The organism is Mesorhizobium sp. WSM4813 (assembly GCF_055811555.1).
In genome coordinates, this window is record NZ_JBVVQU010000017.1 from 1 (window position 1) to 26,381 (window position 26,381).

The 26,381-nt window shown below is 62.2% G+C and carries 29 protein-coding genes; 4 read left to right on the top strand and 25 right to left on the bottom strand.

The genetic code is table 11. From position 1 onward, the window contains the following. A partial coding sequence (locus AC0L25_RS11825) for a transposase (RefSeq protein ID WP_473595652.1) occupies positions 1-319 on the top strand: 319 nt, incomplete at its 5' end. 65 nt (positions 320-384) lie between these two features. Here AC0L25_RS11825 and AC0L25_RS11830 read toward each other — a convergent pair. From AC0L25_RS11830 to AC0L25_RS11865, 8 genes are all read right to left on the bottom strand, one after another. Next, positions 385-786, bottom strand: coding sequence for a hypothetical protein (locus AC0L25_RS11830; protein WP_473595653.1), 402 nt, complete (start codon positions 784-786; stop codon positions 385-387). Between the two features lie 108 nt (positions 787-894). After that, positions 895-1,641, bottom strand: coding sequence for a pyridoxal 4-dehydrogenase, SDR-type (pldH, locus tag AC0L25_RS11835; protein WP_473595654.1), 747 nt, complete (start codon positions 1,639-1,641; stop codon positions 895-897). A 39-nt stretch (positions 1,642-1,680) separates the two neighbouring features. After that, positions 1,681-2,859 carry a pyridoxamine--pyruvate transaminase gene (ppaT, locus tag AC0L25_RS11840; protein WP_473595655.1) on the bottom strand — a complete coding sequence of 393 codons (1,179 nt, stop codon included), beginning with the start codon at positions 2,857-2,859 and terminating at the stop codon, positions 1,681-1,683. Between the two features lie 26 nt (positions 2,860-2,885). Continuing rightward, entirely contained in the window at positions 2,886-3,692 is an 807-nt protein-coding gene (gene pldA / locus AC0L25_RS11845) for a 4-pyridoxolactonase (RefSeq protein WP_473595656.1), read from the bottom strand. A 49-nt stretch (positions 3,693-3,741) separates the two neighbouring features. After that, the gene (locus AC0L25_RS11850; RefSeq protein ID WP_473595657.1) at positions 3,742-4,677 is read right to left on the bottom strand and encodes a putative B6 ABC transporter permease subunit 1; all 936 of its coding nucleotides are present in this window, start codon (positions 4,675-4,677) and stop codon (positions 3,742-3,744) included. A 4-nt stretch (positions 4,678-4,681) separates the two neighbouring features. After that, positions 4,682-5,779 carry a putative B6 ABC transporter permease subunit 2 gene (locus AC0L25_RS11855; protein ID WP_473595658.1) on the bottom strand — a complete coding sequence of 366 codons (1,098 nt, stop codon included), beginning with the start codon at positions 5,777-5,779 and terminating at the stop codon, positions 4,682-4,684. Next, positions 5,776-7,344, bottom strand: coding sequence for a putative B6 ABC transporter ATP-binding protein (locus AC0L25_RS11860; RefSeq protein WP_473595659.1), 1,569 nt, complete (start codon positions 7,342-7,344; stop codon positions 5,776-5,778). Before AC0L25_RS11860 ends, AC0L25_RS11855 begins: the two co-directional genes overlap by 4 nt. A gap of 80 nt (positions 7,345-7,424) precedes the next feature. Next, a complete protein-coding gene (locus AC0L25_RS11865) occupies positions 7,425-8,453 on the bottom strand; it encodes a putative B6 ABC transporter substrate-binding protein (protein WP_473595660.1) in 1,029 nt (342 codons plus the stop codon). Positions 8,454-8,554: 101 nt separating this feature from the next. Here AC0L25_RS11865 and AC0L25_RS11870 point away from each other — a divergent pair, with 101 nt between their 5' ends. Beyond that, positions 8,555-8,974, top strand: coding sequence for a hypothetical protein (locus tag AC0L25_RS11870; RefSeq protein WP_473595661.1), 420 nt, complete (start codon positions 8,555-8,557; stop codon positions 8,972-8,974). A 39-nt stretch (positions 8,975-9,013) separates the two neighbouring features. On the opposite strand, the gene AC0L25_RS11875 is transcribed toward AC0L25_RS11870, so the two are convergent. The 10 genes from AC0L25_RS11875 to AC0L25_RS11920 all read right to left on the bottom strand — a co-directional run bounded on the left by AC0L25_RS11875 (position 9,014) and on the right by AC0L25_RS11920 (position 18,117). Beyond that, positions 9,014-10,024 (bottom strand): ABC transporter substrate-binding protein, encoded by a 1,011-nt coding sequence (locus AC0L25_RS11875; RefSeq protein WP_473595662.1) that lies wholly within the window; start codon positions 10,022-10,024, stop codon positions 9,014-9,016. Positions 10,025-10,062: 38 nt separating this feature from the next. Further along, positions 10,063-10,878 carry an ABC transporter permease gene (locus tag AC0L25_RS11880; RefSeq protein WP_473595663.1) on the bottom strand — a complete coding sequence of 272 codons (816 nt, stop codon included), beginning with the start codon at positions 10,876-10,878 and terminating at the stop codon, positions 10,063-10,065. Beyond that, entirely contained in the window at positions 10,875-11,717 is an 843-nt protein-coding gene (locus tag AC0L25_RS11885; protein ID WP_473595664.1) for an ABC transporter ATP-binding protein, read from the bottom strand. The genes AC0L25_RS11880 and AC0L25_RS11885 overlap by 4 nt, the downstream gene beginning before the upstream one ends. A gap of 127 nt (positions 11,718-11,844) precedes the next feature. After that, entirely contained in the window at positions 11,845-12,774 is a 930-nt protein-coding gene (gene fhmpcd1 / locus AC0L25_RS11890; protein WP_473595665.1) for a 5-formyl-3-hydroxy-2-methylpyridine 4-carboxylate 5-dehydrogenase, read from the bottom strand. Beyond that, positions 12,771-13,394 carry a glutathione S-transferase family protein gene (locus AC0L25_RS11895; protein WP_473595666.1) on the bottom strand — a complete coding sequence of 208 codons (624 nt, stop codon included), beginning with the start codon at positions 13,392-13,394 and terminating at the stop codon, positions 12,771-12,773. Before AC0L25_RS11895 ends, fhmpcd1 begins: the two co-directional genes overlap by 4 nt. A gap of 25 nt (positions 13,395-13,419) precedes the next feature. Further along, positions 13,420-13,827: a RidA family protein gene (locus AC0L25_RS11900; RefSeq protein ID WP_029353627.1), complete on the bottom strand. Its 408-nt coding sequence runs from the start codon at positions 13,825-13,827 to the stop codon at positions 13,420-13,422. 9 nt (positions 13,828-13,836) lie between these two features. Then, on the bottom strand, positions 13,837-14,970 hold the full coding sequence (locus AC0L25_RS11905) for an LVIVD repeat-containing protein (protein ID WP_473595667.1): 1,134 nt from the start codon (positions 14,968-14,970) through the stop codon (positions 13,837-13,839). 76 nt (positions 14,971-15,046) lie between these two features. Further along, positions 15,047-16,192, bottom strand: a complete 1,146-nt coding sequence (locus tag AC0L25_RS11910) for a cupin domain-containing protein (RefSeq protein WP_473595668.1) — start codon at positions 16,190-16,192, stop codon at positions 15,047-15,049. Next, positions 16,131-16,514 carry a hypothetical protein gene (locus AC0L25_RS11915; protein ID WP_473595669.1) on the bottom strand — a complete coding sequence of 128 codons (384 nt, stop codon included), beginning with the start codon at positions 16,512-16,514 and terminating at the stop codon, positions 16,131-16,133. Before AC0L25_RS11915 ends, AC0L25_RS11910 begins: the two co-directional genes overlap by 62 nt. Continuing rightward, entirely contained in the window at positions 16,489-18,117 is a 1,629-nt protein-coding gene (locus AC0L25_RS11920; protein WP_473595670.1) for a GMC family oxidoreductase, read from the bottom strand. The genes AC0L25_RS11915 and AC0L25_RS11920 overlap by 26 nt, the downstream gene beginning before the upstream one ends. Positions 18,118-18,329: 212 nt before the next feature. On the opposite strand from AC0L25_RS11920, the gene AC0L25_RS11925 reads away from it, so the two are divergent. After that, a complete protein-coding gene (locus AC0L25_RS11925) occupies positions 18,330-19,007 on the top strand; it encodes a FadR/GntR family transcriptional regulator (RefSeq protein WP_473595671.1) in 678 nt (225 codons plus the stop codon). Between the two features lie 46 nt (positions 19,008-19,053). Next, entirely contained in the window at positions 19,054-20,589 is a 1,536-nt protein-coding gene (locus AC0L25_RS11930) for a GMC family oxidoreductase (RefSeq protein WP_473595672.1), read from the top strand. Between the two features lie 12 nt (positions 20,590-20,601). On the opposite strand, the gene AC0L25_RS11935 is transcribed toward AC0L25_RS11930, so the two are convergent. From AC0L25_RS11935 to AC0L25_RS11965, 7 genes are all read right to left on the bottom strand, one after another. Then, positions 20,602-21,429 (bottom strand): inositol monophosphatase family protein, encoded by an 828-nt coding sequence (locus AC0L25_RS11935; protein ID WP_473595673.1) that lies wholly within the window; start codon positions 21,427-21,429, stop codon positions 20,602-20,604. Then, complete coding sequence (gene ttcA / locus AC0L25_RS11940) at positions 21,426-22,313, bottom strand: tRNA 2-thiocytidine(32) synthetase TtcA (RefSeq protein ID WP_473595674.1); 888 nt, start codon at positions 22,311-22,313, stop codon at positions 21,426-21,428. The genes AC0L25_RS11935 and ttcA overlap by 4 nt, the downstream gene beginning before the upstream one ends. A 138-nt stretch (positions 22,314-22,451) precedes the next feature. Continuing rightward, the gene (rpsD, locus tag AC0L25_RS11945; protein WP_029353615.1) at positions 22,452-23,069 is read right to left on the bottom strand and encodes a 30S ribosomal protein S4; all 618 of its coding nucleotides are present in this window, start codon (positions 23,067-23,069) and stop codon (positions 22,452-22,454) included. Positions 23,070-23,435: 366 nt separating this feature from the next. After that, positions 23,436-23,624, bottom strand: coding sequence for a DUF3008 family protein (locus AC0L25_RS11950; RefSeq protein WP_023717374.1), 189 nt, complete (start codon positions 23,622-23,624; stop codon positions 23,436-23,438). 62 nt (positions 23,625-23,686) lie between these two features. Beyond that, a complete protein-coding gene (murI, locus tag AC0L25_RS11955) occupies positions 23,687-24,499 on the bottom strand; it encodes a glutamate racemase (RefSeq protein ID WP_473595675.1) in 813 nt (270 codons plus the stop codon). A 116-nt stretch (positions 24,500-24,615) separates the two neighbouring features. Further along, positions 24,616-25,272, bottom strand: coding sequence for a hypothetical protein (locus AC0L25_RS11960; RefSeq protein WP_473595676.1), 657 nt, complete (start codon positions 25,270-25,272; stop codon positions 24,616-24,618). A gap of 74 nt (positions 25,273-25,346) precedes the next feature. Then, the gene (locus AC0L25_RS11965) at positions 25,347-26,192 is read right to left on the bottom strand and encodes an RNA methyltransferase (RefSeq protein WP_473595743.1); all 846 of its coding nucleotides are present in this window, start codon (positions 26,190-26,192) and stop codon (positions 25,347-25,349) included. Between the last annotated feature and the right edge of the window lie 189 nt (positions 26,193-26,381).

Sequence of the window (26,381 nt, forward strand, 5' to 3'; positions counted from 1 at the left end):
CCTGGCCTATGTCGAACAGGTACTCGTCCCAACTCTCCAGCCAGGCGACATCGTCATCCTGGACAATCTTGGCTCGCACAAGGCAAAGGCCATCCGCCGAGCCATTCGCGCGGCCGGCGCCAAGCTGATCTTCCTGCCCAAATACTCTCCCGATCTCAATCCGATCGAGCAGGTCTTCGCCAAGCTCAAGACGCTTCTTCGAAAAGCAGCCGCGCGAACCATCGAGGCCATCACTGCCGCCATCGGCCAGATCCTTGATCATTACACGCCGGCGGAATGCGCCAACTACATCAAGAACGCCGGATATGCGTCTACCTAAAAACAGAACGCTCTAGGGGGGCTCTGCGCCGATGCCCCTAATGCACCATTGCCGGACGTGTTTTTTTAGGATGCACCCCCACTCGGTGCTGTGAAGCGAGGGAACAGCATACGCCCTGCGATCGCTCCACCCATGCTGTCCGAAACGGGCAGTGGCAGAGCCTTGTCGAGCGCCTCGAGGACGGAAGCCACGAAAGCCCGGTTGAGGGTGGCATCATTCCCTAGACGGGAGTAAGTGGCGCGAGGCTTGCCGATAAGTGTGCCGTTTCGGCGAATTGAGAACTGCAGCGTCAGGGTCATGCCCGCGGTTCCGGGCGGCGGCTCCCAACAGGCGACGATCGCGGAGAACATCTCGTTTATGGTGTCGACGGGATCGGGACTGCGACATGCGCGTTCCTGCGATGTTGCCGCGTTCGGACTGGCAACCAAGGCAAGGGTAAGGGCGACAATTGCGGACCGAGGTTTCATCTCGGGTCTCCGGTTTCGCGCGGATAAATATAATGTAGGCGAATTTTTCGACGAAAGCCTCCATCGATATCAGCGCGTCACATGAATCCTTTCGGACGCGGCGCGCTTTTAGTGGCGCACCATGCCAGCGTCGACATTCAGCGTCTGGCCGGTGATCCAGCGTGCGTCATCCGAGGCCAGGAACGACACCACATCAGCAATGTGCTCAGGCTGCCCTTTGCCTTTTATAGCCTGCAGCATCTCGACGAAGCCGAACGCCTCGTTGTGCGGGCTCGCCTTGACGCCATCACTCTCGATCAGGCCCGGCGTCACCGCGTTGGCGGTGATGTTGTATTTGCCGAGCTCTGTGGCGAGCGCCCTGGTGAAACCGATGACGCCGCCCTTGGCCGCGACATAGGCCGCCATGTTCGGCGTGCCGGCAAAGAAGGTGTTGGAGGCAATGTTGATCACCCGGCCGGCCTTGCCCGCGGCACGCATCTGGTCCGTTCCCGCGCGGCTGACGATGAAGGTGCCGGTCAAATTGACGTCGATGATCTTGCGCCAATGATCGAGGTCGACATCGTCCCAGGCGACGAAAGGCACGATGCTGGCGTTGTTGACCAGAATGTCGATGCCCCCGGTCAGGGCCTGGATCTCGGCGAAGAGCACCTTGACGGATGCAGGATCGGAAATGTCGGCGGCGATCGCCTTCGCTTTTCCGCCGATCGACGCAGCCGCCGTTTCGGCGCCTTCCCCGTTGATGTCGCTGACGATGACGGTCGCGCCATCGGCGGCCAAGCGCGCGGCGATCGCCTTGCCGATGCCTTGTGCGGCCCCGGTAACCAGGGCCGTCTTTCCCGCAAGCCGTTCAGTCATGAAAACGCTCCCTCGATTGTGATCTGGTTATTTTCTGGTTCACGCGTCGGCGTCGATAATGGCGAGCGCCGCGTCGATGCCTTTGCCGACCGCGAGTTCCTGGCCCAAGGAATTCATCGCGCCGCCAAGTGCCGTCAGCGCCGCGATCGCATAGATCGGCTGGGCGGTCGGGCCCATATGGCCGATGCGTGTCAGCTTGCCCAATGTTTCACCGCGGCCAGACGAAAACACCACGCCGTAGCGGGCGCGCGCGGCCTGGCGAAGCGCCTTCTCGTCGATGCCTTCGGGCGTCCTGACGGCGGTCGTGGTCGGCGACGCGATATTGTCGCGGGCGGCCCAGATCGACAGACCCATGGCGGCGACGCCCGCGCGCATGGCTTTGGCGGTGAGCGCGTGACGCGCCCACACCGCCGCCGGTCCCTCGTTGAGGTATAGGTCGAGCGCGACGTCGAGCCCGTTCATCTCCGCGACGGACGGCGTGAACGGAAACGGCTGGTCCTTCGACCACGCATGCTCCCAATCGACGATGCTGAGCATCGACGCGCGTGGCGCCAGTGGATTTGGCTTCATCTTGGCCCAGGCGCGCTCGCTGACGCCCATCATCGTAAGGCCGGGAGGCGCGCCCAGGCATTTGTTCGGGCCGGTGACATAGATATCGGCCTTGCAATCCTGCGGATGCGTTTTCATACCGCCGAAGGACGAAACGGCATCGACGATTAGATAGGCGCCATGCGCCGAAACCAGCGCGCCGATGGCGTCGATCGGGTTGATGGTGCCCGACGGCGTGTCGTGGTGGCAGACGGAAACGATGCTGATTTCCGGATGTGCTTCCAGCATTGCGGCAACCGCCTGCGGGTCGATCGCCTCGTTGTAGGGCACCTCGATTTCGAGCAGATGCGGCGAATAGCGCTTCGCCCAATAGCCAAAGCCTTTGCCGTATACGCCGGAGACGAGATTGAGCACGACGTCGTCGGGCGCGATCAGGGAGGCTGCGGCGGCCTCCAGGCCAAGAACCGGCTCGCCATGCAGAATAACCGGCTTGTTCGACAGCCGCATCGCCTTCTGCGCCTTGTCGACCACAGCCTCGTAAAAGAGCTGGAACGCCGGGTCGTAATCGTAGAGCACGGTGCGGCCGAGGCCGCGCAGCACATCGGGATAAGCGTTCACCGGCCCCGCGGTGAGCGTGATGACCGGTTCGGCGTGTTCGAGATAGCGCATGGTCTTTGTCTCCGCATTGGCGGCGGTCAGCCGTAGAATTGCGTGCCGGTCCGATAGGTTTTGAAGTTTTCCATGTCGTGCGAATACATCAGCTCGGCGCCATGGTCCTCGGCGAGCTTCTTCACCTTGCGCATCGAATTGACGCCCGCCACCGGGTCGATGTGGAAGGCCGCCTGGCATAGCGTTTCAAGGCTCTTCTGCGTGTAGGCCGCATCGATGGTGAACATGATCGGCTTGCGCTTGGGAAACTCGACCAGCAGGCTGTAATGGCCGATCGAATGACCCGGCGTCGAGATCAGCCTGACGCCTCTGGCAAGCTCGACATCGCCCTCTACGCCCTCAAAGGTCGAGTTGGCCCGCGTCGTGCCTTCCAGCAATTGCGCGGTCGCGCCACGCGCTTCGGCGGCTTCCGCCGAGAAGCTCAGATCGGAATAGCCGAGATGCTCGAAAGGCTGGGGATTGCAGGCCTGCGGCACCTCGGTCCGGTGACAGATCTTCTTGGCATGCGGAAAATACTTGTTGCCGCCGCAATGGTCGAAATGGAAATGCGAGTTGACGACGACGTCGATATCCTTCGGCTCGAGGCCGAGCAGCGCCAGGGCGCCGGGAATGGTCTGGTGCTTTTCCTGGATCGGCTTTTCGAAAGGCAGCACTTTCATCACGTGATCGTAGTCGTAGCCGGTGTCGATGAGAAACCGGCCCTCGGCATGCTCGATCAGGATCGAATAGACGGGAAAGCGAACTTCGCCACCGGGGCCGCGATTCCAGAACACGTGATAGCCGTCGAGAACGAGCGAGCCGCCGTCGAGCAGGTAGACCTTGGTATCCGACATTTTTTGTCTCCTCTTTTGGCGCGGGTCCCGTCCGCGCATGAACCTGTGATCAGCGCGCGCCGCGCTCGTATGGAATGCCGAGCGCCGCCGGCAGGCTGGCCCGCCGGCCAAACAGCACCAGCATTATCATCACCGCAAGGAACGGCAGCATCTGGATGACGTCGGTCGGTATGTTGATGCCGGCCACCTGCATGGCCGTCGTCAGCGACAGGCAGACGCCGAACAGCAGCGCGCCGAACAGCACCCAGACCGGGCGACCGCGCGCCAGCATGGCCAGCACGATGCCGAGAAAGCCCGCGCCATTGGTGATGAACGGGATGAACAGGCCGGCGCCGACATTGGCAAGATAGGCGCCGCCGAGCCCGGCCAGTGCTCCGGTCGTCAGTACGGCGACGGTGCGGGTTCGCACCACGTAGATGCCGGCAACATCGAGTGCGGCCGGCTTGTCGCCCGCAGCCTGCAGGTTGAGGCCAAGCTGCGTGCGCCGGTAGATGTAGCCCATGGCGAAAACCAGTGCGACCGCCAGATAGACGATGAGATGCTGCCTGAACAGCGCCGGCCCGATGACCGGAATGTCCGACAACAATGGAATGACCGTCACCTCCACCGCCGGCAGGCGGGGATAGCTGCGCGAAAACTGAAAGTGGTGGAGCAGTGCAGTCAGGCCTTCCAGCCCGAGCGTCAGCGCGATGCCAATGACGATCTGGTTCAGCCCGATGCGCACGCAAAGCAGCGCCATGACCAGCGCCACCGCGACACCGCCGCCGGCGCCGGTGAGAAAGCCCAGCCACAGCGATCCGGAATAGAAGGCGCCGACGAAACCGAGATAGGCGCCGGCCAGCATCATGCCCTCGATGCCGATGTTGAGCACCCCGGCCTTTTCCGACATCTGCTCGCCGAGGCCGGCCAGCAGCAGCGGGATCGCCGCGGTGACCGCGCCGAACAAAAGCGCGCTGAGAAAGACATCGCTGAACAGCCCGGTCATGGCTTCAGGCCTTTCGCGACTGGTTATAGCGGTGATCAATGTATTCGGCGAGTGCGAGCACGATCAGCACGATGGAGACGAGCACCAGCGTGAAATGGTTGGGCACGCCGAGCCGGCGGGCCGCGCTCTCGCCGCCGATCGACAGCACCGAAAGCAGGAACACGAAACCGATCGCGGCAAAGCCGTTCATGCGGGCGAGGAACACGACCGGAATGACAGCCAGCCCGTACGCGGGGTTCCAGTCGGCGCGGACGTTACCCTGGACGCCGAGGATATCGACAGCGCCCGCAAGGCCGGCCAGACCGGCCGAAATGGCGAAGACGGCAATGGTGAGCGTCGGCACGCCGAGCCCCGCATGGATGGCTGCACGTGGGTTAGCCCCAACGATCCTCAACTTCAGGCCGAAGGCCGTTCGCGTCATCACCAGATGTACGGTGATGATCGCCACCAGTCCGAGAAGCAATCCGCTTGTGATGGTCGTGTCGAACAGGCGCGGCAGCCGGTCCTCGACCGGCAAGGTGCGGGTCTGCGGCACGGTTGTGCCCGGATCGCGAAACATCAGCTTGACCAGCACATTGGCAAGCGAGGTGCCCAGAAACGTCATCATCAGCGTGGTGATGATCTCGTTGACGCCCTGATAGGCGCGCAGCAGCGCCGGCACCAGCGACCAGATCATCGCGACCAACATGGCGATGACGAACGAGCAGATTAGCGCCAGCCAGGCCGGTATGACCTCCACGAGAGCCGGAGCGCTGGCCGCCGCCGTTACCGCGCCGAGCAGGAACTGGCCGTCACCGCCCAGGTTCCACATACCGGCGCGAAAGGCCACGATCAGGCCGGCGGCAAGAAACAGCAGCGGCGCCATGCGCGTCAGCGTCTGCTGGATGCCGAGCGGCGACAAAAGCCCTCGCTTGAGCACAAAACCATAATAGGCAAGCGGATCGACGCCGACGGCAAGCAGGATGCAGCCGGCGATGATCAGCGCGGCCAGTATAGGGCCGAGCGTCATCAGCAGCCGATGCTGGATGTCGCGGCGCGTAGCCATCGCAGCCGTGGCATCGAGTGCGGTTGCGCTGGCGACTGGGGCGGTGTCGATGCTCATGCGGCAAGTCCGATCATCAAGCGACCGACCTTGGTGCGGGCGTCGTCGGCATTCTCGACGGTGCCGACGAGCGACCCGTTCGAGATGACGGCGATGCGGTCGCACATGCTGAGCAACTCTTCGAGATCGGTGGAGATGAGCAGCACGGCAAGGCCGCGAGCCGCCGTATCGCGGATTCGCTGACGCGAAGCCAATGTGTTGGCGAGATCGAGCCCGTATGTCGGCTTGTTGAAGATCACCACTTTTGCGCCTTCGGCGAGTTCGCGCGCGAGCAGCACCTTCTGGATATTGCCGCCGGAGAGCCGGGCGACCGGCGTTTTCAGACTTGGCGTACGCACGTCATATTCGCGGACCAGTTGGGCCGCGCGCTTGTCGATTTCGGCGCGCTGCTCGACGCCTTTGCGCCAGAAGGGCGCCGCGCCGACCTGCTTGAGAAAGAAGTTGATCGAGACCGGGAAGGTCCCGACCGTCCCCTCACCGAGCCGGTCGTCGGTCAGGTAACGAAGGCCTCTCTGGCGGCGTTCGCCGACGCTCAGCGCCTCGATGGGCGCTCCCTCCAGCCGCACCGAACCGCCCACCGTCGCACGCTGGCCAGCCAGCGCCTCCGCCAGTTGCTTCTGGCCATTGCCGTCGATACCGGCGATGCCCAGCAGCTCGCCTGGACGGATATCGAACGAAATCGACGACAGACCCGGTGCATCGTCTGTCGACGCAACGCCGAGATCATGGACCTGAAGCAGCGGAGCCGCGTCGGCGCGGACTGTACGAATAGGACACTCGGCCGCTTCCGGGTCGTCCTTCTGCTTGCCGAACATCAATTCCACGATCTCAGAGATGATCGCCTGCTCGCCCAGCGCGCGAAACCGCTCGGGAGGAATCTCGCCGACCTTGCGGCCGAGTTTCAGCACCGAGATGCGATCGCCGAAGGCCGCCGCCTCCTTGAGCTTGTGGGTGATGAAGACGATCGCCAACCCCTGCTCGACCAGGCGGCGCATCAACGCGCCCAGCTCGTCGATGCCCTTCGGCGTCAGCATCGAGGTCGACTCGTCGAGAATCAGCAGTCGGCTGTTGCGCACCATCGCGCGCAGGATCTCGACCTGCTGCTGTTCGCCGAGCGAAAGTTCGGACACCTTGGCATGGAGCTTGACCGTGATGCCAAGCGTTCTGGTGATTTCAGCGACACGCGCTTCCAATTCTTCGGCCTTGGGGCGCTGCCACCATGGCCCGCCGAGCAGCAGGTTTTCCGCCACCGTCAGCGTCGGCACCAGCATCATGTGCTGGAATACGGTTCCGATGCCAAGCGCCAGTGCATGGCGGGGCGACGTGATCGCGGTCGGCTCGCCGTCGACCAATATGCGCCCCTCGTCCGGCTGCTGGAGGCCCGACAGCATGCCGATCAAGGTGGATTTTCCGGCGCCGTTTTCGCCGAGCAGCACATGCACTTCACCTGGACGGATCGCCAGATCGACGCTGTTGTTAGCGACGACGCCAGGGAACCGTTTGGTGACGCCTTCAAGCGCGACGATGTCGCGCTTGGCGACCGACAATGAGGAAGCACTGCTCATAAAAGCCAAGGCCTTGAAAATATGAATTCGGTCCGGAGGGGCGAACGGATCGCCCCTCCGGCAGCCTGCTGTTGATCGCCTTACTGGGCGACGCTGGTCATCAGCGCCCTGACGGCGGCCGCATCATAGACCGGATCGACCTTGGTCTTGCCGGAAATGATGTCTTCGCGCTGCGCCTGGATCTGCGCCCAGACATCCTCGGGGATCGCAGCGGTTTTCAGAAGCTTGACTGAATCGTCCTTGAGGCCGATCGAGTAGCTCTTGGTGCCGAACGTGTCGGCCTTCAGGTCGGCGATCATCGCCGCATAGACCGGCTCGATGTTCCAGACCACCGACGACAGCAGGAAGCCTTTGTCGATCGGCGTCTTGTCGCCGATGACATCGATGAAATAGACCTTGCCGCCGTCGCCGGCCTTAGTCGTCTCGACCGCCTGCAGCATTCCGAAGCTCGAGCCGTTGCCCTGGCCGAAGATGATGTCGGCGCCCGATGCGATCACGCTTTCGGTGACGCGCTTGCCGCCGGCCGCATCGCTATAGGCGGCGGGTCCGATCACAGCATAGGTAACCTTGACGTCCGGGCTCTCGGCCTTCACCCCCTGCGCGAACGCCGCCGACTGCGAGTTCCACGACGGAGGCTCGCCGGACACGACGATGCCGACCGACTTGGAGCGCGACATCTTGGCGGCTAGACGGCCGGCAAGATACGCGCCCTCGTGACCGCTCAGCGTGTAGTCGGCGACGAGGCCCTTCTCCAGACCGGTCGGCGTATCGACGATTGCCACCGGCACCTTGGCTTCCTTGGCGATTTCGGGAGCGGCGGTGTTGTAGCCGCTGGCATGGGCAATAAGCAGGCTGGCGCCGTCAGCCGCCAATTCGCGCAATGTCGGCCGCACGTCGCCATAGCCGAGCCCCTGTGCCACGACTATCTCGACACCAGCAGCTTTCGCCGCCGCCTTGGCAGCGTCGATACCTTGCTGGTTCCAGCCATAATCGGTGCCTTCTTCCGGCGTCAGGATGGCAATGGACTTGACCTCGGCGGCAAGTGCGTTGCCGAGCAAGAGGCCGCTTAATATAACAGCGCTTACGCTGTTCTTCAGAAACTTAGACATGTTACCCTCTCTGTTCGGTTGACCCAAGATATTCTTATTGTTATTGCGCAAAAGCGAGGTAGACTGCCTGAACAATTATCAGGAGTTCAAGCAAGGTGGTTGTGCGATATGTCCTCCCGATAACGCTGGCGTTCACGTCGTTCGCCAACGCGGTTGAATTGCGGCACATCACTGTGCGAACCGGCACTGAAGGGCTCGATCCCGTGCCGCTGACGATCTCGAATGCGGGGCGCGAGGCGCTTTCCTGCAACGCCGACTTCGCCCACTGGTATTCGGCCACGATCGCCACCGCGGCGCCTGGCAAGAGCGCTCGTGTCGAGCTGTGGTTCGATCCAAAGACCGGGACGTTTGCGATTCTCAACGACAAGCGCGAAAACCTGCCCGTCGAGCGGCTGTGGTGCGGCTTGGCCGGCCAGGCATACGCCACGCGCGTGCAGGTCGCGCTCGACCGGGCCAGCGCCGCAAAGGGGCAAGTGGTGGTGACATGCGGCAGCGCGGACGGCAGGTTGGCCTGCCGGTAGACGCTGACTGTTTGCCACTTCAGACACCGCCCTGAACCTTCACTCTGCCGCCAGGAACTTGTCGGTGAAGACGTCGTCTGCCGACAGCGCCGTTTTGAGCACGCCCTGATCCGTCAGCGTCTTCAAGGTCTCTTCCCACTGGGCCTTCGTCATCCAGCCGAGACCGTGTTCCTTCGTCGCCGGGCTGTTGAACGTCGAGGCGATGTCGGCCTTGAGCTGGGCCAGCAGCACGTCCTTCTTTTCGGCATAGCCAGGAACCGCCTTGGCTGTAATCTCGGCGGCTTCTTCCGGATGGGCCGCGACATAGTCGAAAGCTTCCCGGTATGCCTTCACGAACCGCCTCACGACATCGGACTTGTCCTTGATCATCGCTTCAGAGGTGAACAACCCCGAGCCATAGGCTTTCCAGCCGTGGTCGGCGCCGAGCATGATGCTCAGCGACCCTGGGCCGCCGGCTTTGGCCTCTAGTTCGGGCACTTCTGCGTCGAGATAGCCAACCACCGTCTGCACACGCCCGAGCAGTAGGTAGCTCTCGTAAGGCGGCGAGACGCTGTTGAGCGTCATGTCCTTCTCGCTCATGCCGTTGGCAGCCAGGAAGCCCCTGAAGAAGATATAGGTGGAGCCCGCCGGGTGGATGCCGATGGTCAGGCCCTTGAGATCGGTAGGCTTGGTCAGCTTGAGCGTCTTGGCGAGCGAAATAATGCCGAGCGGCGACTGCTGGTTGACCGCTGCCAGTGCCACGACGGGAACATTCTGCGACCTTGCCACGGCAAGCGTGGGGAGATCGCCGAAGCCGAATTCAGCGTTGCCGTTGCCGACCAGCCGCATGGCGTCCGGCGAGCCGGACCCCTTGCGGACTTCGCTTACATCGATGTCGTTCTTGGCGAAAAAGCCCTTTTCCTTGCCGACAAAGAACATGGCGTGATTGCCGCGCACCACCCAGTCGAGCTGAACGTTGACCTTATCCGCCGCCTCAGCTGCGTTCGAGAAACCAAGCGCGCCGACTAACGCCGCGAAGGTGGCTGCCTTGATAAGAGAGCGTCTCAGCATTGTTTGTTCCCTTCTTGATCTTGGTTGTTCGAGAAAACCTAGGCCTGGCTGAATTTCGGTGCCCACGGCACCACGACACGCTCGAGAATTTCGGCTGCGTAGTAGAAGGCGATGCCGAGCACGGAAACGAGCAGCAGCGCCGCAAAGACCAGAGGCGTATCGAGCTGGGTCGACGCGAACTGGATGACGTAGCCGAGCCCGTCCGAGGCTCCGGCAAATTCGCCGACGATGGCGCCGATCACACTCAGGGTTGCGGCGATCTTGGTTCCAGCCATCAGGCTCGGAAGCGAGTGGGGAACGCGGATCCTGAACAGTATTTGGGTAGGGCTGGCACCGACCGAATTCATCAGCGACAGAAGCGAACGGTCGACCGACTGCATGCCCGCCAGCATCGACAGCGTCACCGGGAAGAAGGCAATGACCAGGATAAGTCCGATTTTGGGGGCGAGCCCGTAGCCGAACCAGAGGATGAAGATCGGCGCCAGCGCAACTTTCGGCACGTTCTGGAACAACACGACGAGCGGATACAGAGCGCGGCCCAGCCAGTCGAAACGCACGATGACGAGAGCAAGCGCAATGCCGACTATGACCGAGACAAGAAAGCCAAACAGGATTTCGCCCGCCGTGACAACTGTCGCCTGCATGAGAGTGCCCCATTGCGCGACCAGCGATTTCGCAATCTCGGATGGGGCAGGCACGATAAAGGAGGAAATGGAGAATATCCGCACCGCGGCTTCCCACAACACGATCGTCACCAGCAAAAGGATGACCGCCGGAAGCCAGCTGCTTGTCGCCGCGTTCCAGCCGGAAACAGGCTGTGGCTGGGAGAGGTTCATGAGAGGTTGCTCGCTCACGTCGCGCCTCCCGGCTGATGGCTGGAGCGCAGCATCGTCCGAAGCTGAAGCACCAGCCGGACAAATTCGGGGACTTCGGTCACGGAAGCGTCGCGCGGATAAGGCAGCGGAATGTCCAGGCTCTGGGTGATGCGTCCAGGGTTGATCCCCAGCACGTGAACCTGTCGGGACAACTGAATGGCTTCGTCGATCGAATGTGTCACGAAGACAATTGTCTTGCCGGTCCTCTGCCAGATCTCGAGCAGCGACTGGCCCATCGAATCGCGGGTGATTGCGTCAAGCGCGCCAAACGGCTCATCCATCAGCAAGACCGCCGGATCGAGCGCCAAAGCCCGGGCTATGGCGACCCGCTGCCGCATGCCGCCAGACAGTTCGTTTGGGCGCTTGTGGGCGGCGTCGCCAAGTCCCACCAGTTCCAGCATCTCCTGCCCACGTGCCCGCAACGCCGAGCGCGACATCGACTTGTCGGCGATGCCGAGCAGCATCGAGGCATTGTCGACGGCGTTTTTCCACGGCAGCAGATTGGCGTCCTGGAAGACGAGACCGATCATCCGTTTGCGCGCCGCCTCGCCTGGTGAAACGCCGGCGACCGAGACGCTGCCGCTGCTCGGACTGACCAGCCCAGCCAGCACTTTGAGCAATGTACTCTTGCCGCAACCCGAAGGGCCGATGAGGGATACGAACGACCCTTTCGGAACCGAAAGGTCAATATCCCTAAGGATCAGTTGCCGGTTCTGATCCGTGCCCATGACCACCGAAACACCCTTGGTGGAAATGAGGTCGTCGTGGCGGATGTGGGTCGGTCTGCCACCGGCGGGTCGAATGGTTTCAACCTGCATGGCTTGTCGTCCCATGCACGTTCGTTGCTTGAACACCCGCCTTCACGGCGGTGATCCCGGCCCCGTGCGCACAAGCGACCAACCGGCAGAACTCCCCAACCCGGCTGCGCGCAACTTGTGCCATCGCCTACTCCCGACCTTCGAGGATGCGGCGCACCGCTACGAGCTTGCGCGCCCGTTCGCCTTGCAGCGTCTTTATCTGCTCGGGCGTGTAGGAGAACATGCCCTCGCCCGACTTGATGCCGAACTTCGATGCACCGGTCTTCTCCAGAACCATCGGCGCGACATCATCCCGATTGGAGAGATCGGCGTTCAGGAACGACGACACGGATTTGTAGATGTCGAGCCCCGCCATATCGAGCAGCGCCATCGGCCCGATGACGGCGATCTTATAGCCGATGCCCCATGAAACGCAGGTATCGAGATCCTCCGGCTCGATGACGCCGCGCTCGACCAGGTCGACAGCCTCGCGCAGCAGCGCATAGAGCACGCGATTTTCGACGAAGCCCGGGACGTCCTTCTTCACCACCACCGGCAACAGGCCGATCGAGCGGATCAGCTCGCGTATGGTCGCCACGGTTTCAGGCGCGGTCTTCTCGCCGCCGATCACCTCGATCATCGGGATGATGTGCGGCGGGTTCGACCAATGCATGCCGACCATCCGTTGGGGATGGGAGATATGGGCCTGCAGCTTGGTGATCGGAATGCCTGACGTGTCCGAGGCGACGATCACCGAAGAACCGATCAGCGGGTCGATGGCGCGATAGGTTTCGGCCTTGATGTCGATATTCTCAGGCACATTCTCGATGACCAGCTCCGCACCATCGACAGCCTCGGCGAGGGTGCGGACGAACCGCACCGTGCCCGCGCCCGTAGTCGGCGCCTTGATGTCGAGACGGTCCAGAACCCCGCCGGCCAGGTCGAGCATGCCGCGGGCGCGTTCGACCGCGACGTCGGAAACATCATACGCCGCCACGTCGAGCCCGCCGTGCGAAAGCCGCGCGGCGATGCCCGGACCCATCGTTCCCAATCCGATGAGGGCGGCGCGCTTGATCATTTTGCCGCCTTTGCGGGGGCGGCGGTGGTCGCCGCTTTGAAGGCCGGACGAGCGGCGATTGCGGCCACCCAGCGCTCCAGATTCGGCAGCGACGGCCGGTCGATCTTGAAGTCGATGCAGCGCTTCAGGATCGGCGCGCAGGCGATATCGGCGATAGTCAGCTTGCCCAGCGCCAGGAAATCCTTGCCGGCCAGATGCCCGTCGACGATCTTGAGTTGCGCCACAAGGTCCTTCACCTGTTCCTTGTATTCGGCGGTCTGCTCTTCGGGCGTCAGTTTGGCACCCTTGAAGGCGGCCATATAGCCGGGATTGACCGCCGCCAGCAGAAAATCCATCCAGCGCTCGACCTCGGTCTTTTCGGCAGGGGTGGCGCCATTCAGCTGTTCGCCGCCGGATGCCGCGAGATAGCGCAGGATGGTGTTGGACTCCCAGATCACGGTGTCGCCGTCGACCAGCGTCGGGACTTTCGACGTCGGGTTGAGTGCCTTGTACTCGGCCGTCTGGGTATTTTCGAACTGGCGGCCGTAGTCCTCGCGCTCATATGGCGCACCAAGCTCTTCGAGCATGAAGAGCACCTTTTGAACGTTGCCCGATGTCTGGCGTCCCAAAAGCTTGTACATGTCGTCTCCTCGATTGTGTCGTGGCCTACTTGCCGGCCGGAAGCGGCTTATAGACGATGGCGTCCATTTCGATCTTGGTGTTGATGACGGCCTTTGCCTCGACGGTCGTGCGTGCCAGCACCGCGTCGCCGATCCCTTCGAGGAACGCCTTGTTGTAGCGGCCGAAGTCGCGCGTATCCTCGAGATACGTCGTTATCCGCACGACATCGGAAAGCGTTGCACCCTCATCGGCAATGACGCGCGCGATGGTCTTCAGCGTGGCCAGCGTCTCTTCCTCGATCGTGCCGCTGATCATGTTGTTGTTCTCGTCCTTCGGCACCTGGCCGGAGACGAAAATGAAATCACCGGCACGCACCGCCGGATGAAACGGCAGGTTCGGATTCTTCTTGCCGATGGCGTAGTGACTGGCGGATTTTCGTGTGCTGTCGCTCAACCTGTCCCCCTAGAGAACGCTGGTTTCGATGATGTCGACGCCACGGATGCGGTCGATCAGGTAGACGATGCCGCGGTCGTCGATGGTGACGTCGTTGGAAGATGAGCGCTCGGCGCCTTCAGGCGCATCGGGCATGAAATGGCCGACCTCCTTGGGGGCGAACGGGTCGGCGATGTCGACCAGCCGCAGCCCCTGCGCGAACCACGCGAACGGAATGATGGTGCCCTTGAACCGCTCGGAAGGCTGATGGCATCCGGTCATCGGCGGTTGTGGTTCGCCATCCGGGTCGAGGCCTGGCACCTGGAAGGTCGAGATCGGCAGCGGATTCGTCTCGTCGGTGATGTCGTAGATCCAGGTGAAGGCCGGCGGCGAAGGTCGGAGCTTGGCGACATCCTCGTCCGCCACCACCATGATGTTACGGCCCTTTAGCGGCTGCGGGATTGGCAGGCACGTATGCGTGGGATGCGGAAAACTCGGGCTCGAATTGATATGCGAGACAAGCTTCGGCTTCGAAATGTCCGAAATGTCAAGGATGAACAGGCCGTGATGCCAGTAGCTGACATAGAGCCGGTCGCCCATGCGCAGCGGATGGTGGCAGCGCGGCGTGACGTAGTCATGCCACGGGTACTCTTCACCGCCGCCGGTCCATTGCCCCGGTATCCACCAGCGCCCGACCTCGACTGGATTCACCGGATCGATCAGGTCGAGGATCATCACGATGTTGCCGACATAGCCGTCGGCGGTCGGCGAGATATAGGCATAGCGGCCGTCATAGTCGTAGCGATGCACGCCATGACCGCCGGTTATCCACTTCGAGATCAGCTTCGGCTCTGTCGGACGGGTCGTGTCGTAAAGCGCCAGGCCACCACCGAAATCTGCCGGGCCCGCATCGCCGAAGCGCTCGTGGTTGATGATCATCAGACCGTCCTGGGCGCGCACCTTGTGCGAGTGCCAACCCGGCGGAACGTCGATCGTCGCGATTTTCTTCGGATTGCGCGGATCGGAAATATCAACCAGCGTCGTGCCGCTCGGCGGACGCATGTGGCCGATATAGAGAATGTTGCCGTCGACCCAGACCTGACCACCGCCCGGACAGTCGACATGGCCGATCTGCTTTGTGTTGAACGCCGAAACCAAATGCATAAGCCCTTGCTGCTGAAACGTCTCTTTCGGCGTCCGCGCCACTTATGGCGGCGCGGACAGTTTCCGCTGCAAAAAACTAGACGATGCGGAGCAGATCGCCGGCCTGGTTGCGGCCCCAGCGCTTGTAGAGGAGCAGCGCCTTCTGGGTCGGCGCATCGGTCGCGCCGAAGAAGATGACCGGCTCGGACGAGGAGCCGTTGACATGCTCGACCCAGGAACCACCTGGTATGGCGATCGTGTCGAACTGGTTCCAGTCGTAGCGCTTGCCGTCGATGATCGAATGGCCATTGCCGCGGAACGGCGCCAGCAGCAGGCTGGCGGTCTCTCGCTGCGGCAGCGTCTTTTCGCCCGGCCGCAACATCTGGACGTAGAAGTTGATCGTGTGGAAGACCGGGCCGCCAGTGGTGGGGTCGACATAGTCGATGACGACGCCTTCGTGCGGATCGCCGTCCCAATCCTTGTGCGCGTCGAGGATCGCTTCCATCTTTTCCCAGCGATAGACATACATCGGCGATGACAGGCCGCCGCCGCGCTTGTGGTCGACGAAGCGCGGCATCAGGCCGCCCTCGCCATAGATGCGCTGCGAATAATCGCTCGGGAAACGGGCGGTCTGCACCTTTTTCTCGACTTCCTTGCCGTCGACCATCTCGGTGTATTTGTGGTCGAAATGCACGGCGTGCAGTGTCTCGACCAGCGGCAGGTCGAGAACCGAAAGGTTGACTGCCTGTTCGCCGCCGACCGTGCCGTGATTGTGCCAGGCGTCGTTCGGCGTCAGCACCATGTCGCCAGGGCCGAATACCACATCCTCGCCTTCGACGCCGGTAAAGTTGCCCTTGCCGGTCAGGCCGAAACGTATAGCGCTCGGCGAATGCTTGTGCGGCGGCATGATCTCGTCTGGATCATTCAGGCGGTAGGCGGTGTACATCGTGCTGACCGAGGCGCGCTTGGGCGCCAGACCCGGATTGACCAGGATCAGCGAGCGGCGCTCGCTGTCGTCCATGGTTACCAGTTCGGCGGCCCGCTGCAGCAGCGGCTCGATGTCGGCATAGGACCAGACGAAGGGTATCGCCTTCGACGTCGCCATGAGCTGCTTGATCTCGTCGTGATCGACGCCTTCCGATGTCGCCCAGAACGGAAACATGTTCTTTTCGTAGAGGGCGTCATACAGGCCCTTCAGCGCGGCCTTCTTGTTGGTAACGGTAAGGTCTGCTGGTTGCGCCATGGACATGTCTGACACCTCTCTTCGCGAAGAAAATGCATTTAACCAACTCAACCGTATTCGGATTGGTTTTTCTCGACAATCCCAAAACTGAGAATTTTTGAAGTTTTTGGTTGAGAAGCTTTTTTGAAAGGCAAATGCCGCAAAAGAGAGACGAAAGAGCCAAAATACGGGAAAAACACAGCCGATCCAGCAGATGCAGATCGAGCCACGACGACCGCAATCCTCCCACGGCAGCCCAACCAACTAAACTTTTTCTTTCAACCAAAGGATTTTGGTTGAAAGCAGGGCGACAGCAATCAGGCCGCCATGCTTTGTTCAGCACGACTGCGGATCAGATCCGAGGCCTTTTCAGCGATCATGATGACCGCCGCATTGATGTTGCCGCAAATGAGGTCCGGCATCACGGAAGCATCCACTGCGCGGAGCCCGGCGACGCCGCGCACCCGCAGTTCGGGATCGACCACCGAGCCGGCGTCGACACCCATGCAGCAGGTGCCGGCCGGATGATGCACGGTGATCGACGTCTTGCGAATATGCTCATCGATCTCGTCGTCGCTTTGGCATTGTGAGCCCGGAAAGAATTCCGATGCGATGAACGGCGTCATCGACGGTTGCGCAGCGAGGTTGCGCGCGACGCGGAAGCCGGCGCGGAGTGACTGCCAGTCACGCGGCGAAGACAGGAAATTCTGGTGGATCAGCGGCGCCGCCAACGGATCGCTCGACGCCAGCTTGACGCTCCCCCTGCTCTCCGGCTGGACGGCGACGATGCGCGTCGCAAATCCATCGGCGAAGGGCGCCTTGAATGGCGACATGTAAGGCCATGCGGCAAGCGGTGCAGCCGTGAAAAGCAGCTGAACATCCGGCAGCGGCCGGCTTGCATCGCTTTTCAGAAACGCCACGACCCCGCCGGGCACGTCTCCCGAAAAGCCCTTTCCGGTGAGATAGGTCCTGACGAAATCCAGCCCGATTCGATCGGCCCGCATCATCTTGAGGAATGGCCCTGGCTGATTGCGCCGATACATCAAAATGACCGAAACGTGGTCCTGCAGGTTCTTGCCGACCTGCGGCCGGTCGACTTTCGTCTCGATGCCATGCGCGGCGAGCTCGCCGCCATCGCCGATCCCCGACAGCATCAGCAGCTGCGGCGTATTGATGACGCCGCCGGCAAGCAGGACCTCACGCCGCGCCAGCACCTGGTGGGTCGCGCCGCCTCTGGTGTAGGCGATGCCGGTCGCGCGCCCATCCTTCAGCAGGATCCTCGTCGCCATCGCGCCGGTCAGCACCTTGACATTGCTGCGGCGCATGGCGGGACGCAGATAGGCCGACGCGGTCGAGCAGCGGCGACCGTTTGCGATCGTCATCTGCAGGCGGCCAAAGCCTTCCTGCACGGCGCCGTTATAGTCGTCGGTCTGGGGGTATCCGGCATCCCGGCTGGCTGCAGCGAAGGCATCGATCAGCTCGTCCTTGTAGCGGCAGAACTGCGTGTTCAGCGGACCGCTGCCACCGCGATAGTCGCTCTCGCCCTTTTCCCAGCGCTCCTGCTTCTTGAAATAGGGCAGCACCTTGTCGAACGACCAATCGGTCAGGCCGCTGGCCGCCCAGCGATCATAGTCACCGCGATTGCCGCGCACATAGGCCATGGCGTTGGTGGAGGAAGAGCCGCCGATGACCTTGCCGCGGGCGCATTCGACCTTGCGCCCGCCGACATTGGCCTCGGGCTCGCAGAAATACATCCAGTCGTGACGGCGCTCGGTCAGGATCTTGCCCCAGCCGAGCGGGATGTGGATCATTGGATCGCGATCCCAGTCCCCGGCTTCGAGGAGCAGCACGGAAACATCAGGATCTTCGCTCAAGCGGTTTGCCAGCACGCAGCCGGCCGACCCGGCTCCGACGATGACATAGTCAAATGTTTCCCCAAACGGCATGCACGGTCCTCGGGAGAAGGACGGCCCCACCGAGATGTGAGCCGTCAAAGAAACAATAGGGCACTCAACCATCGCGCAACTGGTGTTGTCAACCACTGGGCACAGATGTAGATTGGTTGAGTTGGTTGAGTGCCGTGTTCATCGATTCCACGTCACAATTATGATGTCAGGACGTTGAGTCGGCGGCTGCCGATCAGACAGGAGATTTGGTTTTGAACGCATTCGAGCCGCAGATCGTATCATCGGATCTCGACGACATCATCGCAGCGGTCCGCCAGTTGCAGCAGGGCGGCGGCAAGCTTCCTTCCGAGCGTGACCTTGCCGAACATCTCAACGTGAAACGTCATCAGCTTCGCAAGGCGCTCGAGATGCTGCGCCAATCAGGTGATTTGAAACCGACGCGCGCCAGGCGTGCGCCGACCGCCCTGCCCCGATATGGCGAAGAACTTGTCAGGGTAACCAACCCCATCGAGGTTCTGGAGTTGCGCCTGCTCATGGAGCCGGGCCTCGCCCGGCTGGCATCGCTGCGCGCCTCCTCGTTTGAGACGGCCCGGATCATCGATGCGGCAAACACGCCGGAGAATGCCTCGTCTGGCGCGGTCGATTTCGCTTTTCATTCCGCCATCGTCGCTGCCGCTCGCAACCATCTTGCCGCCGAATTCTACAAGATGCTGCGCCAGGTCGGGGTCGATGCGCGGGTCAAGGTCGCACGGACCGCAGCACCCACCTGCCCTAAGCGGATCGCCGAGCGCGACGGCGAACATCGTCTGATCGCCGAAGCGATCTCGAAACGCGACCCCGAAGCAGCCGAAGCGGCCATGCGCGCGCATTTGCTATCCGTGCAAAGGCGAATCACGGAACGGTCGAACGCCGGCGCTTTTGCGGCATGAGCGTCTCGTATTCTAGCCAGACAGCCTGCTCGCGGGACCTTTTAAATTGATGCGTCATTTCGACGTGCTGATCGTCGGCGCCGGATCTGCCGGCTCGGTGGTGGCTAGCCGGTTAAGCGAGGACAGCGCGTGCCAGGTCGGCTTGATCGAAGCCGGGGTCATGCCGTCCGATCCCGATATCGCCGACCCGTTGAAATGGACGATGCTGCAGGGCCGCGCCTATGACTGGGCTTATCGTACGGTGCCGCAACCCTTTACCGCACACCGCGTCCACGAATGGCCGCGCGGGAAGATCGTCGGCGGTTCTAGCTGCCTGCATGCGATGGCCTATGTGCGTGGCCATCCCGATGATTTCCAGCCCTGGGCAGTAGCAGGCGGCGAGCGCTGGTCCTTTTCGGGCTTGTTGCCGGGCTTCGTCCGCAGCGAAGCTTTCACCGCGTTCGATGCGCCGTCACGCGGCCGCAGCGGACCGTTGGACGTCTATCTGCCGGATGCGGAGGTCAGCCCCGTCGTCCGCGCTTACATGGCCGCTGGACAGGCCATGGGGGTCCCCGTCCTGACCGACCACAACAGCGGCGAGCTCGCCGGCACGAGCCCCAATTCGCTGAACATCCGCGCCGGCAAGCGCCTGAGCGTCGCCGACGCCTATCTGCCGCCGGAGGTCATGACGCGACCGAACCTCGCTCTGCTAACCGCCCATGAGGTCGAGCACCTCGTGCTGGAAGGCCAGCGGGCCACGGGTGTGGCTGTCGTGTGCGACGGAGCGAGCATGACAATCTCCGCCGACAGGATCGTTCTTTGCGCCGGCGCGGTGTCGTCGCCGCTCATCCTCATGCGGTCTGGCATCGGCGATCCGGATACACTGAAGCGGGCGGGGATACGCTGCCTCGCCGACAGACGCGATGTCGGCCGCAATCTGCAGGATCATCTGCTGGCCCTTGGAAATGTCTACAGCACGAAAAAGCCGCTGCCGCCGTCGCGCCTGCAGCACTCGGAATCGTTGATGTACCTGCACGGTATTGATCCGACCCGTTCGACGGGAAGCCCCGATATTGCGCTAGCCTGCGTCGTTGCTCCATCAGCCGCAGAGGGCTTGAATGCACCACCCTATGGCTCGGCTTTCACCATTCTATGCGGCGTCACCCATCCGACCAGCCGTGGGCGCATCGCACCGAGCGGGCCGGGCCGAAACGATGCACCCATCATCGACCCGCATTATCTCGAAACCGAACACGACCGGGCGGTTTTCCGGACGGCGCTGAAGACGGCGCGCGCGATTGGTCACCATGCAGCGCTCGACGAGTGGCGCGACGTGGAAGTTCTGCCGGGATCAGCGGTGCAGTCGGACGCCGACCTTGACGCCTTCATCGCCAGCGCTGCCTCCACCCATCATCATCCTGCTGGCACGTGCAGGATGGGCGGGGATGCAGACGCCGTCGTCGACCCGGATTTGCGGTTGAACGGCTTTGACAACATCTTTATCGTCGACGCGTCGGTGATGCCGACGATCCCGAGCGGACCGATCAACGCCGCCATAGTCGCCATCGCGGAAACCTGGGCGTCAGCTCCGCCTAGTGCATGATCCCCGGCCAGCCTATTCCGCCCAGAGTTCGCGGCGCAGTTCGCGCCAGCTTTCCTTGTTCGGCGCGACAAGAAGGCCACCTCCGATATGCGAAGGCAGATAGTCGCTGCCGTCGAAACGAGCCGCGTAACCACCTGCTTCGGCATGGATCAGCACACCGGCCAGATGATCCCACGGCATCAGCTTGTTGTAGACGACGAAGTGGGCGTGGCCGCTCGCCAGCAGGCGGTATTCGTGAGCCGCGCAGCGATAGCCGAATTGCGACAACGATTTCGTCTGGTTGCGCGCCAGCCGTGACCGTTCCGGCTCGGGCATGTATTGCCAGGAAACCGCCCCGGTCATTTGCGAGATCGGCGCAGGCTCGGCGACATGCACCTTCTCCAGAGTGCCATGCGCGTGCCGTATGTGGCTGCCAGCACCCTTGGCGCCGATCAGCCAGTCCTTGCCGACGGGATCGTAAATGATGCCGGCGACGGTCTCGCCATTCACCACGACGCCGAGCATGACGCCGAACAGCGGCACGCCGGAGGCGAAGTTGAAGGTGCCGTCGACCGGATCGATGACGAAGGCGAGATCGGCTTCGCCGAGACCCTGGAGCAGCGCCGGGTCGTCGGAGCAGGCTTCCTCGCCGACGATCATCGCCTGAGGGTAGCGCTCGCGCAGCCTGACGGTGATGAGCCGCTCGGCATTCACGTCGGCCTCCGTCACCAGGTCGGCTGCCGAGGTTTTCTGGCCGACCTCGCCCTCATCCAGCCGGCGAAAGCGCGGCATGATCTCGGCAATGGCGGCGTCGGACAGAAGCTTGGCGAGCCAGTCGATCGCGGTATCGTCAAATGTCATCGGGGACGTTTTGCCTTGTGGTGAGGGGTCTCGTTGAGGGCGGCGAAATCGAATAGCTTTCTGTCGAGCAGATGCGAGGGCCGCACATTGGTCATGGCGTGGATCATCGTGTCCTTGCGGCCGGGCATGCGCTTTTCCAAGTCGTCGAGCATCGCCTTCATCGCATTGCGCTGCAGGCCGTCCTGACTGCCGCACAGATCGCACGGGATGATCGGGAACTTCATGGCACCGGCGAATTTTTCGAGATCGGCCTCGGCGCAATAGGCGAGCGGCCGCAGCACCATAACGTCGCCGTCGTCGTTGAGAAGCTTGGGCGGCATGGCGGCGAGGCGCCCGCCATGGAACAGGTTCATGAAAAAGGTTTCGAGAATGTCCTCGCGGTGGTGGCCGAGCACCAAAGCCGAGCAGCCCTCCTCCCGCGCGATGCGGTAGAGATGGCCGCGCCTGAGCCGCGAGCATAGCGAACAGTAGGTGCTGCCCTCGGGAAGCTTGTCGGTCACCACCGAATAGGTGTCCTGATATTCAATGCGGTGCGGAATGGCGTATGTGTTGAGATAATCGGGCAGAATGTGTTTCGGAAAATTCGGCTGGCCCTGGTCGAGATTGCAAGCCAACAGGTCAACCGGCAGCAGCCCGCGCCATTTGAGGTCGAGCAGCAAAGCAAGCAAGCCATAGGAATCCTTGCCGCCCGACAAGGCGACCAGCCAGCGATCGCCAGGCCTCACCATCGAAAAATCATCGATCGCCTGACGGGCGAGACGCAGCAGCCGCTTGCGCAGCTTGTTAAATTCGACGGAGGACGGCACATCGGCAAACAGCGGATGAAAGCCGCCGTCGGCATCGACGGTCGGTTCGAGTGTTTTGGCGTCGGGCAGCATGTTCATGGCGCGTCGGCCTCAAAGGTCCTTGTTGCTCCCCGGAGTAGCGCATCGGCCCGAAAATCGAAATCGATTTTCGGATGCCCAAAGGAAAAGGCCGCCTCGAGGGGCGGCCTTCGATGATGTCGCAGATGAAGAAATCGATCAGCGCGAATAGAATTCGACGACCAGGTTCGGTTCCATCTGCACGGCGAATGGAACATCCGACAGGCCGGGGATGCGCCCGAAGGTCGCGGTCATCTTGTTGTGGTCGACCTCGATGTAATCAGGCACGTCGCGCTCGGCCAGGCCTACCGATTCCAGGACGATCACCAACTGCTTCGACTTTTCGCGCACTTCGATGACGTCGCCCGGCTTGCAGCGGTACGAGCCGATGTTGACGCGCTTGCCGTTGACGTTGATGTGACCGTGATTGACGAACTGGCGGGCGGCAAAGATGGTCGGCACGAACTTGGCGCGGTAGACGACCGCGTCGAGACGCGACTCGAGCAGGCCGATCAGGTTCTCCGAGGTGTCGCCCTTGCGGCGGTCCGCCTCTTCATAGACCTTGCGGAACTGCTTTTCCGAAACGTCGCCGTAGTGACCCTTCAGCTTCTGCTTGGCACGAAGCTGCAGGCCGAAATCGGAAAGCTTGCCCTTGCGGCGCTGGCCGTGCTGGCCGGGACCGTATTCGCGCTTGTTGACCGGGGATTTCGGGCGGCCCCAGATGTTTTCGCCGAGACGGCGGTCGATTTTGTATTTCGCGGATTCGCGCTTGCTCATCGCATTCCCTTTCAAAACAGTACACCCGGAACCTAATGGTCCGGGTGAAGGAAACGCGCCCTCCTCTGGCCCCCGTTTTCGAGACCTGACAGGGTTTTCCCACGCAACGCGGCGGAAAACCCACGGGACACGTCATTTTACACAAGACCTGGGAAAATAGAGCGCTTCCCAACGTCTTGCGCACATAAAGAAACCACCGGGCGTTGCGGCCCGGTGTTGGAGGGCTGATTAAACGGAGATTTCACCAGTGTCAAGCTTGCAGCTGGCATCGGTATGGCAAGCGGATAACCATTCAGCCGCGGGCTGTGTGCTGGACCGCGGCTATCCAACTATCGAATCGAACCCAACCTCCTTGCGGACGAGCGGCTAGTGCTTTGACTTCTTTTCGGGCAGGCCTTTACGCTTGGTCTCCGCGAATTCCTCGAGCTGCTTTTCGCTCATCGATTTGTACATTCCCTTCGAAGCGCCTTTGAGCTCACTCTTCTTGGTCTCGCCGCGCTTGGCGGACAGTGCCGCTCCTGCGGCTTTTTGCTGGGCTTTTGAAGTGGCTGGCATGATCGTTTCTCCCGTCTTGCAACGAGGGAAAAACGCACCGGTCCGGGTGATGTTCCCAGATATCAGGAAATCGCCAGCCCAAACCCCTGCATCAGGCGGCGAGTCGGGAAATCAACCCGCTTCGAGGTGAAGACGGCAAGGTCGGCGCCTTCCGGCAACGCCTCGCCGCGGTGGCTGGCCTCGGTGCCCGCGAGCAGCGAGAGAGCTCGTCGCGCGATCGCCTCGGCGGGGTCCAACCAATCGACCGGCCAAGGCGCCGTCTTGCGCATGCGGTTGGCCAGAAAGGGATAATGAGTGCAGGCAAGCACGACGATGTCGGTCCGCAGTTCATCATGTTTGACGAAGCATGGCGCGATCTCGGTGCGCACGGCCTCTTCATCGACAAAGCCTTCGCGCATGTAGACCTCGGCCAGCCCGGCCAGATTGTCGCTGCCGACCAGGCGGACATGGCATTTCTGAGCCCATTTGCCGATCAGGTCGCGCGTATACTGGCGCTTGACGGTGCCGGGCGTCGCCAGCACCGAAACCAGCCCGGAGCGCGTGCGTTCCGCCGCCGGCTTGATCGCCGGCACCGTGCCGACGAAAGGATGGCCGGGAAATCTTTCACGCAACGCATCGATGACCAGCGTCGAGGCGGTATTGCATGCGATGACCGAAATGGCCGGCGAAAAACGGTCGAGCATTTTGCCGAACAGCTCCAGTATGTGTGCCCTCAGTGCCGGTTCCTCCCAAGCTCCATAAGGGAAAGCCGCGTCATCGGCGACATAGACGAAGCGGCGGTCGGGCATCAGCACGCGCGCTTCGCGCAGCACCGTCAGGCCGCCGATGCCGGAATCGAACATCAGGATCGGGCGGGCGCTTGAGGGATCGGTCATTGTCATCGGTTATGAAAGAGAGCTGGGGAGAGACGGCTGGCCCGTGCTTAGGCCAATGATGCGTTTATCTCGACGGTTCTATCTGGAACCATCATGGCCTTGATGCGGCGAGATGATCACACAAGGCCCCGCTTCCCAAAGCCGCCGGGCCGCGGCCGGCCGTTTGGCAGAGACGCAGGTTGAGATGCAAGGTGGTTCGGCTGCGCCGGTGCGGCGCGCATGGCGTGGGCCGGAGCCTGGGCCGTCACGCCGGCGGCCGACTCTGAATGGGGCGCCCGGCCGCCGCGCAACGGCCTGGGAGGCTTGATATCATCGAAACTCAGGGAGGACGCCATATCCGCAGAGCTGCCACCCGCCGGCTTGGCCGTCAAGATGGCCGCCCAGAGGCCGACGAGAGCGAGTCCCAGCAGGTTAAGGCCGGAATGCGAATCTTCGCCGTCGAATTTCACGACAAGAAGAGTGCCGGCCTGCAGAATCGCAAACAGGGTCGAGAACACAATGTACGACCAAAGGATCCATTTGGATCCTTGCGCGTCGCGGCTTCGACGCCAGGCGAAATTCGCGCGGAACAGCACGACCACCAGCGAAGCGACGAGAACAGCCGCGGCCAGCCCTTCCCTGGAGGGGCCAGGTTTCGAATTGGCCAACCCATCGAAGCCGATGGTCCACGCGATGCACAATACAATTACCACGACTTCCGCCACCAGCATGGCCGCGGAATAGAAGAAGAAGCGAAGACGGCCGATATTTGAGGTAAACATCCAAGGATCCATCGTTTTCAGGACAATGGATCACACCAAATAACATTCAGTTACTGGTGACGCAGCCGTTCTCACGACGATCGGTCCTAGTCTTTGCCTTTCGCGTTGCGGACCCGCGCCGCCGCTGCCGGAAGCCGCCTTGGGTCATCGCCCGGCGATCCGTCGCCGCGCGGCATGGCCGGCGAGAACCTGTCCAGCGATGAAATTATGCCGCGCAGCACCTTGAGCTCCGGCTCAGCGAAGCCGGCGCGCGTCAGCACCGCGCGCAGATTGTCGACCATTTTCGGCTTCTTCGCCGCCGGGCGGAAATAGCCGCGCGCTTCGAGCGCGCCTTCCAGATAGGCGAACAGGCCATGCAATTGTGCCTTGGTCGCCGGCATCATGTCGGGGCTGGAAAAATTGGTTTTCGTCTCGTCTTCCAAGCCCGACTTCATCCATTCATAAGACATCAGCAGGGCCGCCTGGGCGATGTTGAGCGAAGAGAAGGCGGGATCGACCGGGAAGGTGACGATCTCGTCGGCCAGGCCGACCTCGTCATTGTAGAGCCCGAACCGCTCGCGGCCGAACAGAATGCCGGTGCGCTGCCCGGCTTGCTGGCGCGCTCTCAGCGCCCTGCCCGCCTCGACCGGTCCGCGCACCGGCTTGAAATTATCGCGTGCGCGCGCGGTGGTGGCGAAGACGAAGTTCAGATCGGCGACCGCCGAGGCAACATCGTCAAATACCCTAGCGACATCGATGACGTGGTCGGCGCGGCTCGCGGCAGCGCGCGCCTTTTCACTCGGCCAGCCGTCGCGCGGATTGACGAGGCGCAGCTCCGACAGACCGAAATTCGCCATGGCGCGCGCAACCATGCCGATGTTCTCGCCGAGCTGCGGCTCGACCAGAATGATCGCCGGGCCTGTTGCAGGAAGGATGTCGTTGCTGGCTTGCATGGTGTCAATGAACTGCTGTTTGCGGCATTTCAGCGTCCCCTGCCACATCCGGCCGCGAAAATGAAGCTTTCGCAAGGAACGCCCGATGCCTGGATCGAGCCCGCCGGCGCGGATCGCCGTTTGCGCGGCCAAAAATGCTTTGATATACGGGCCGCATCCCCGGCTGAAAGCCATGCGGGCAAGGCCGTT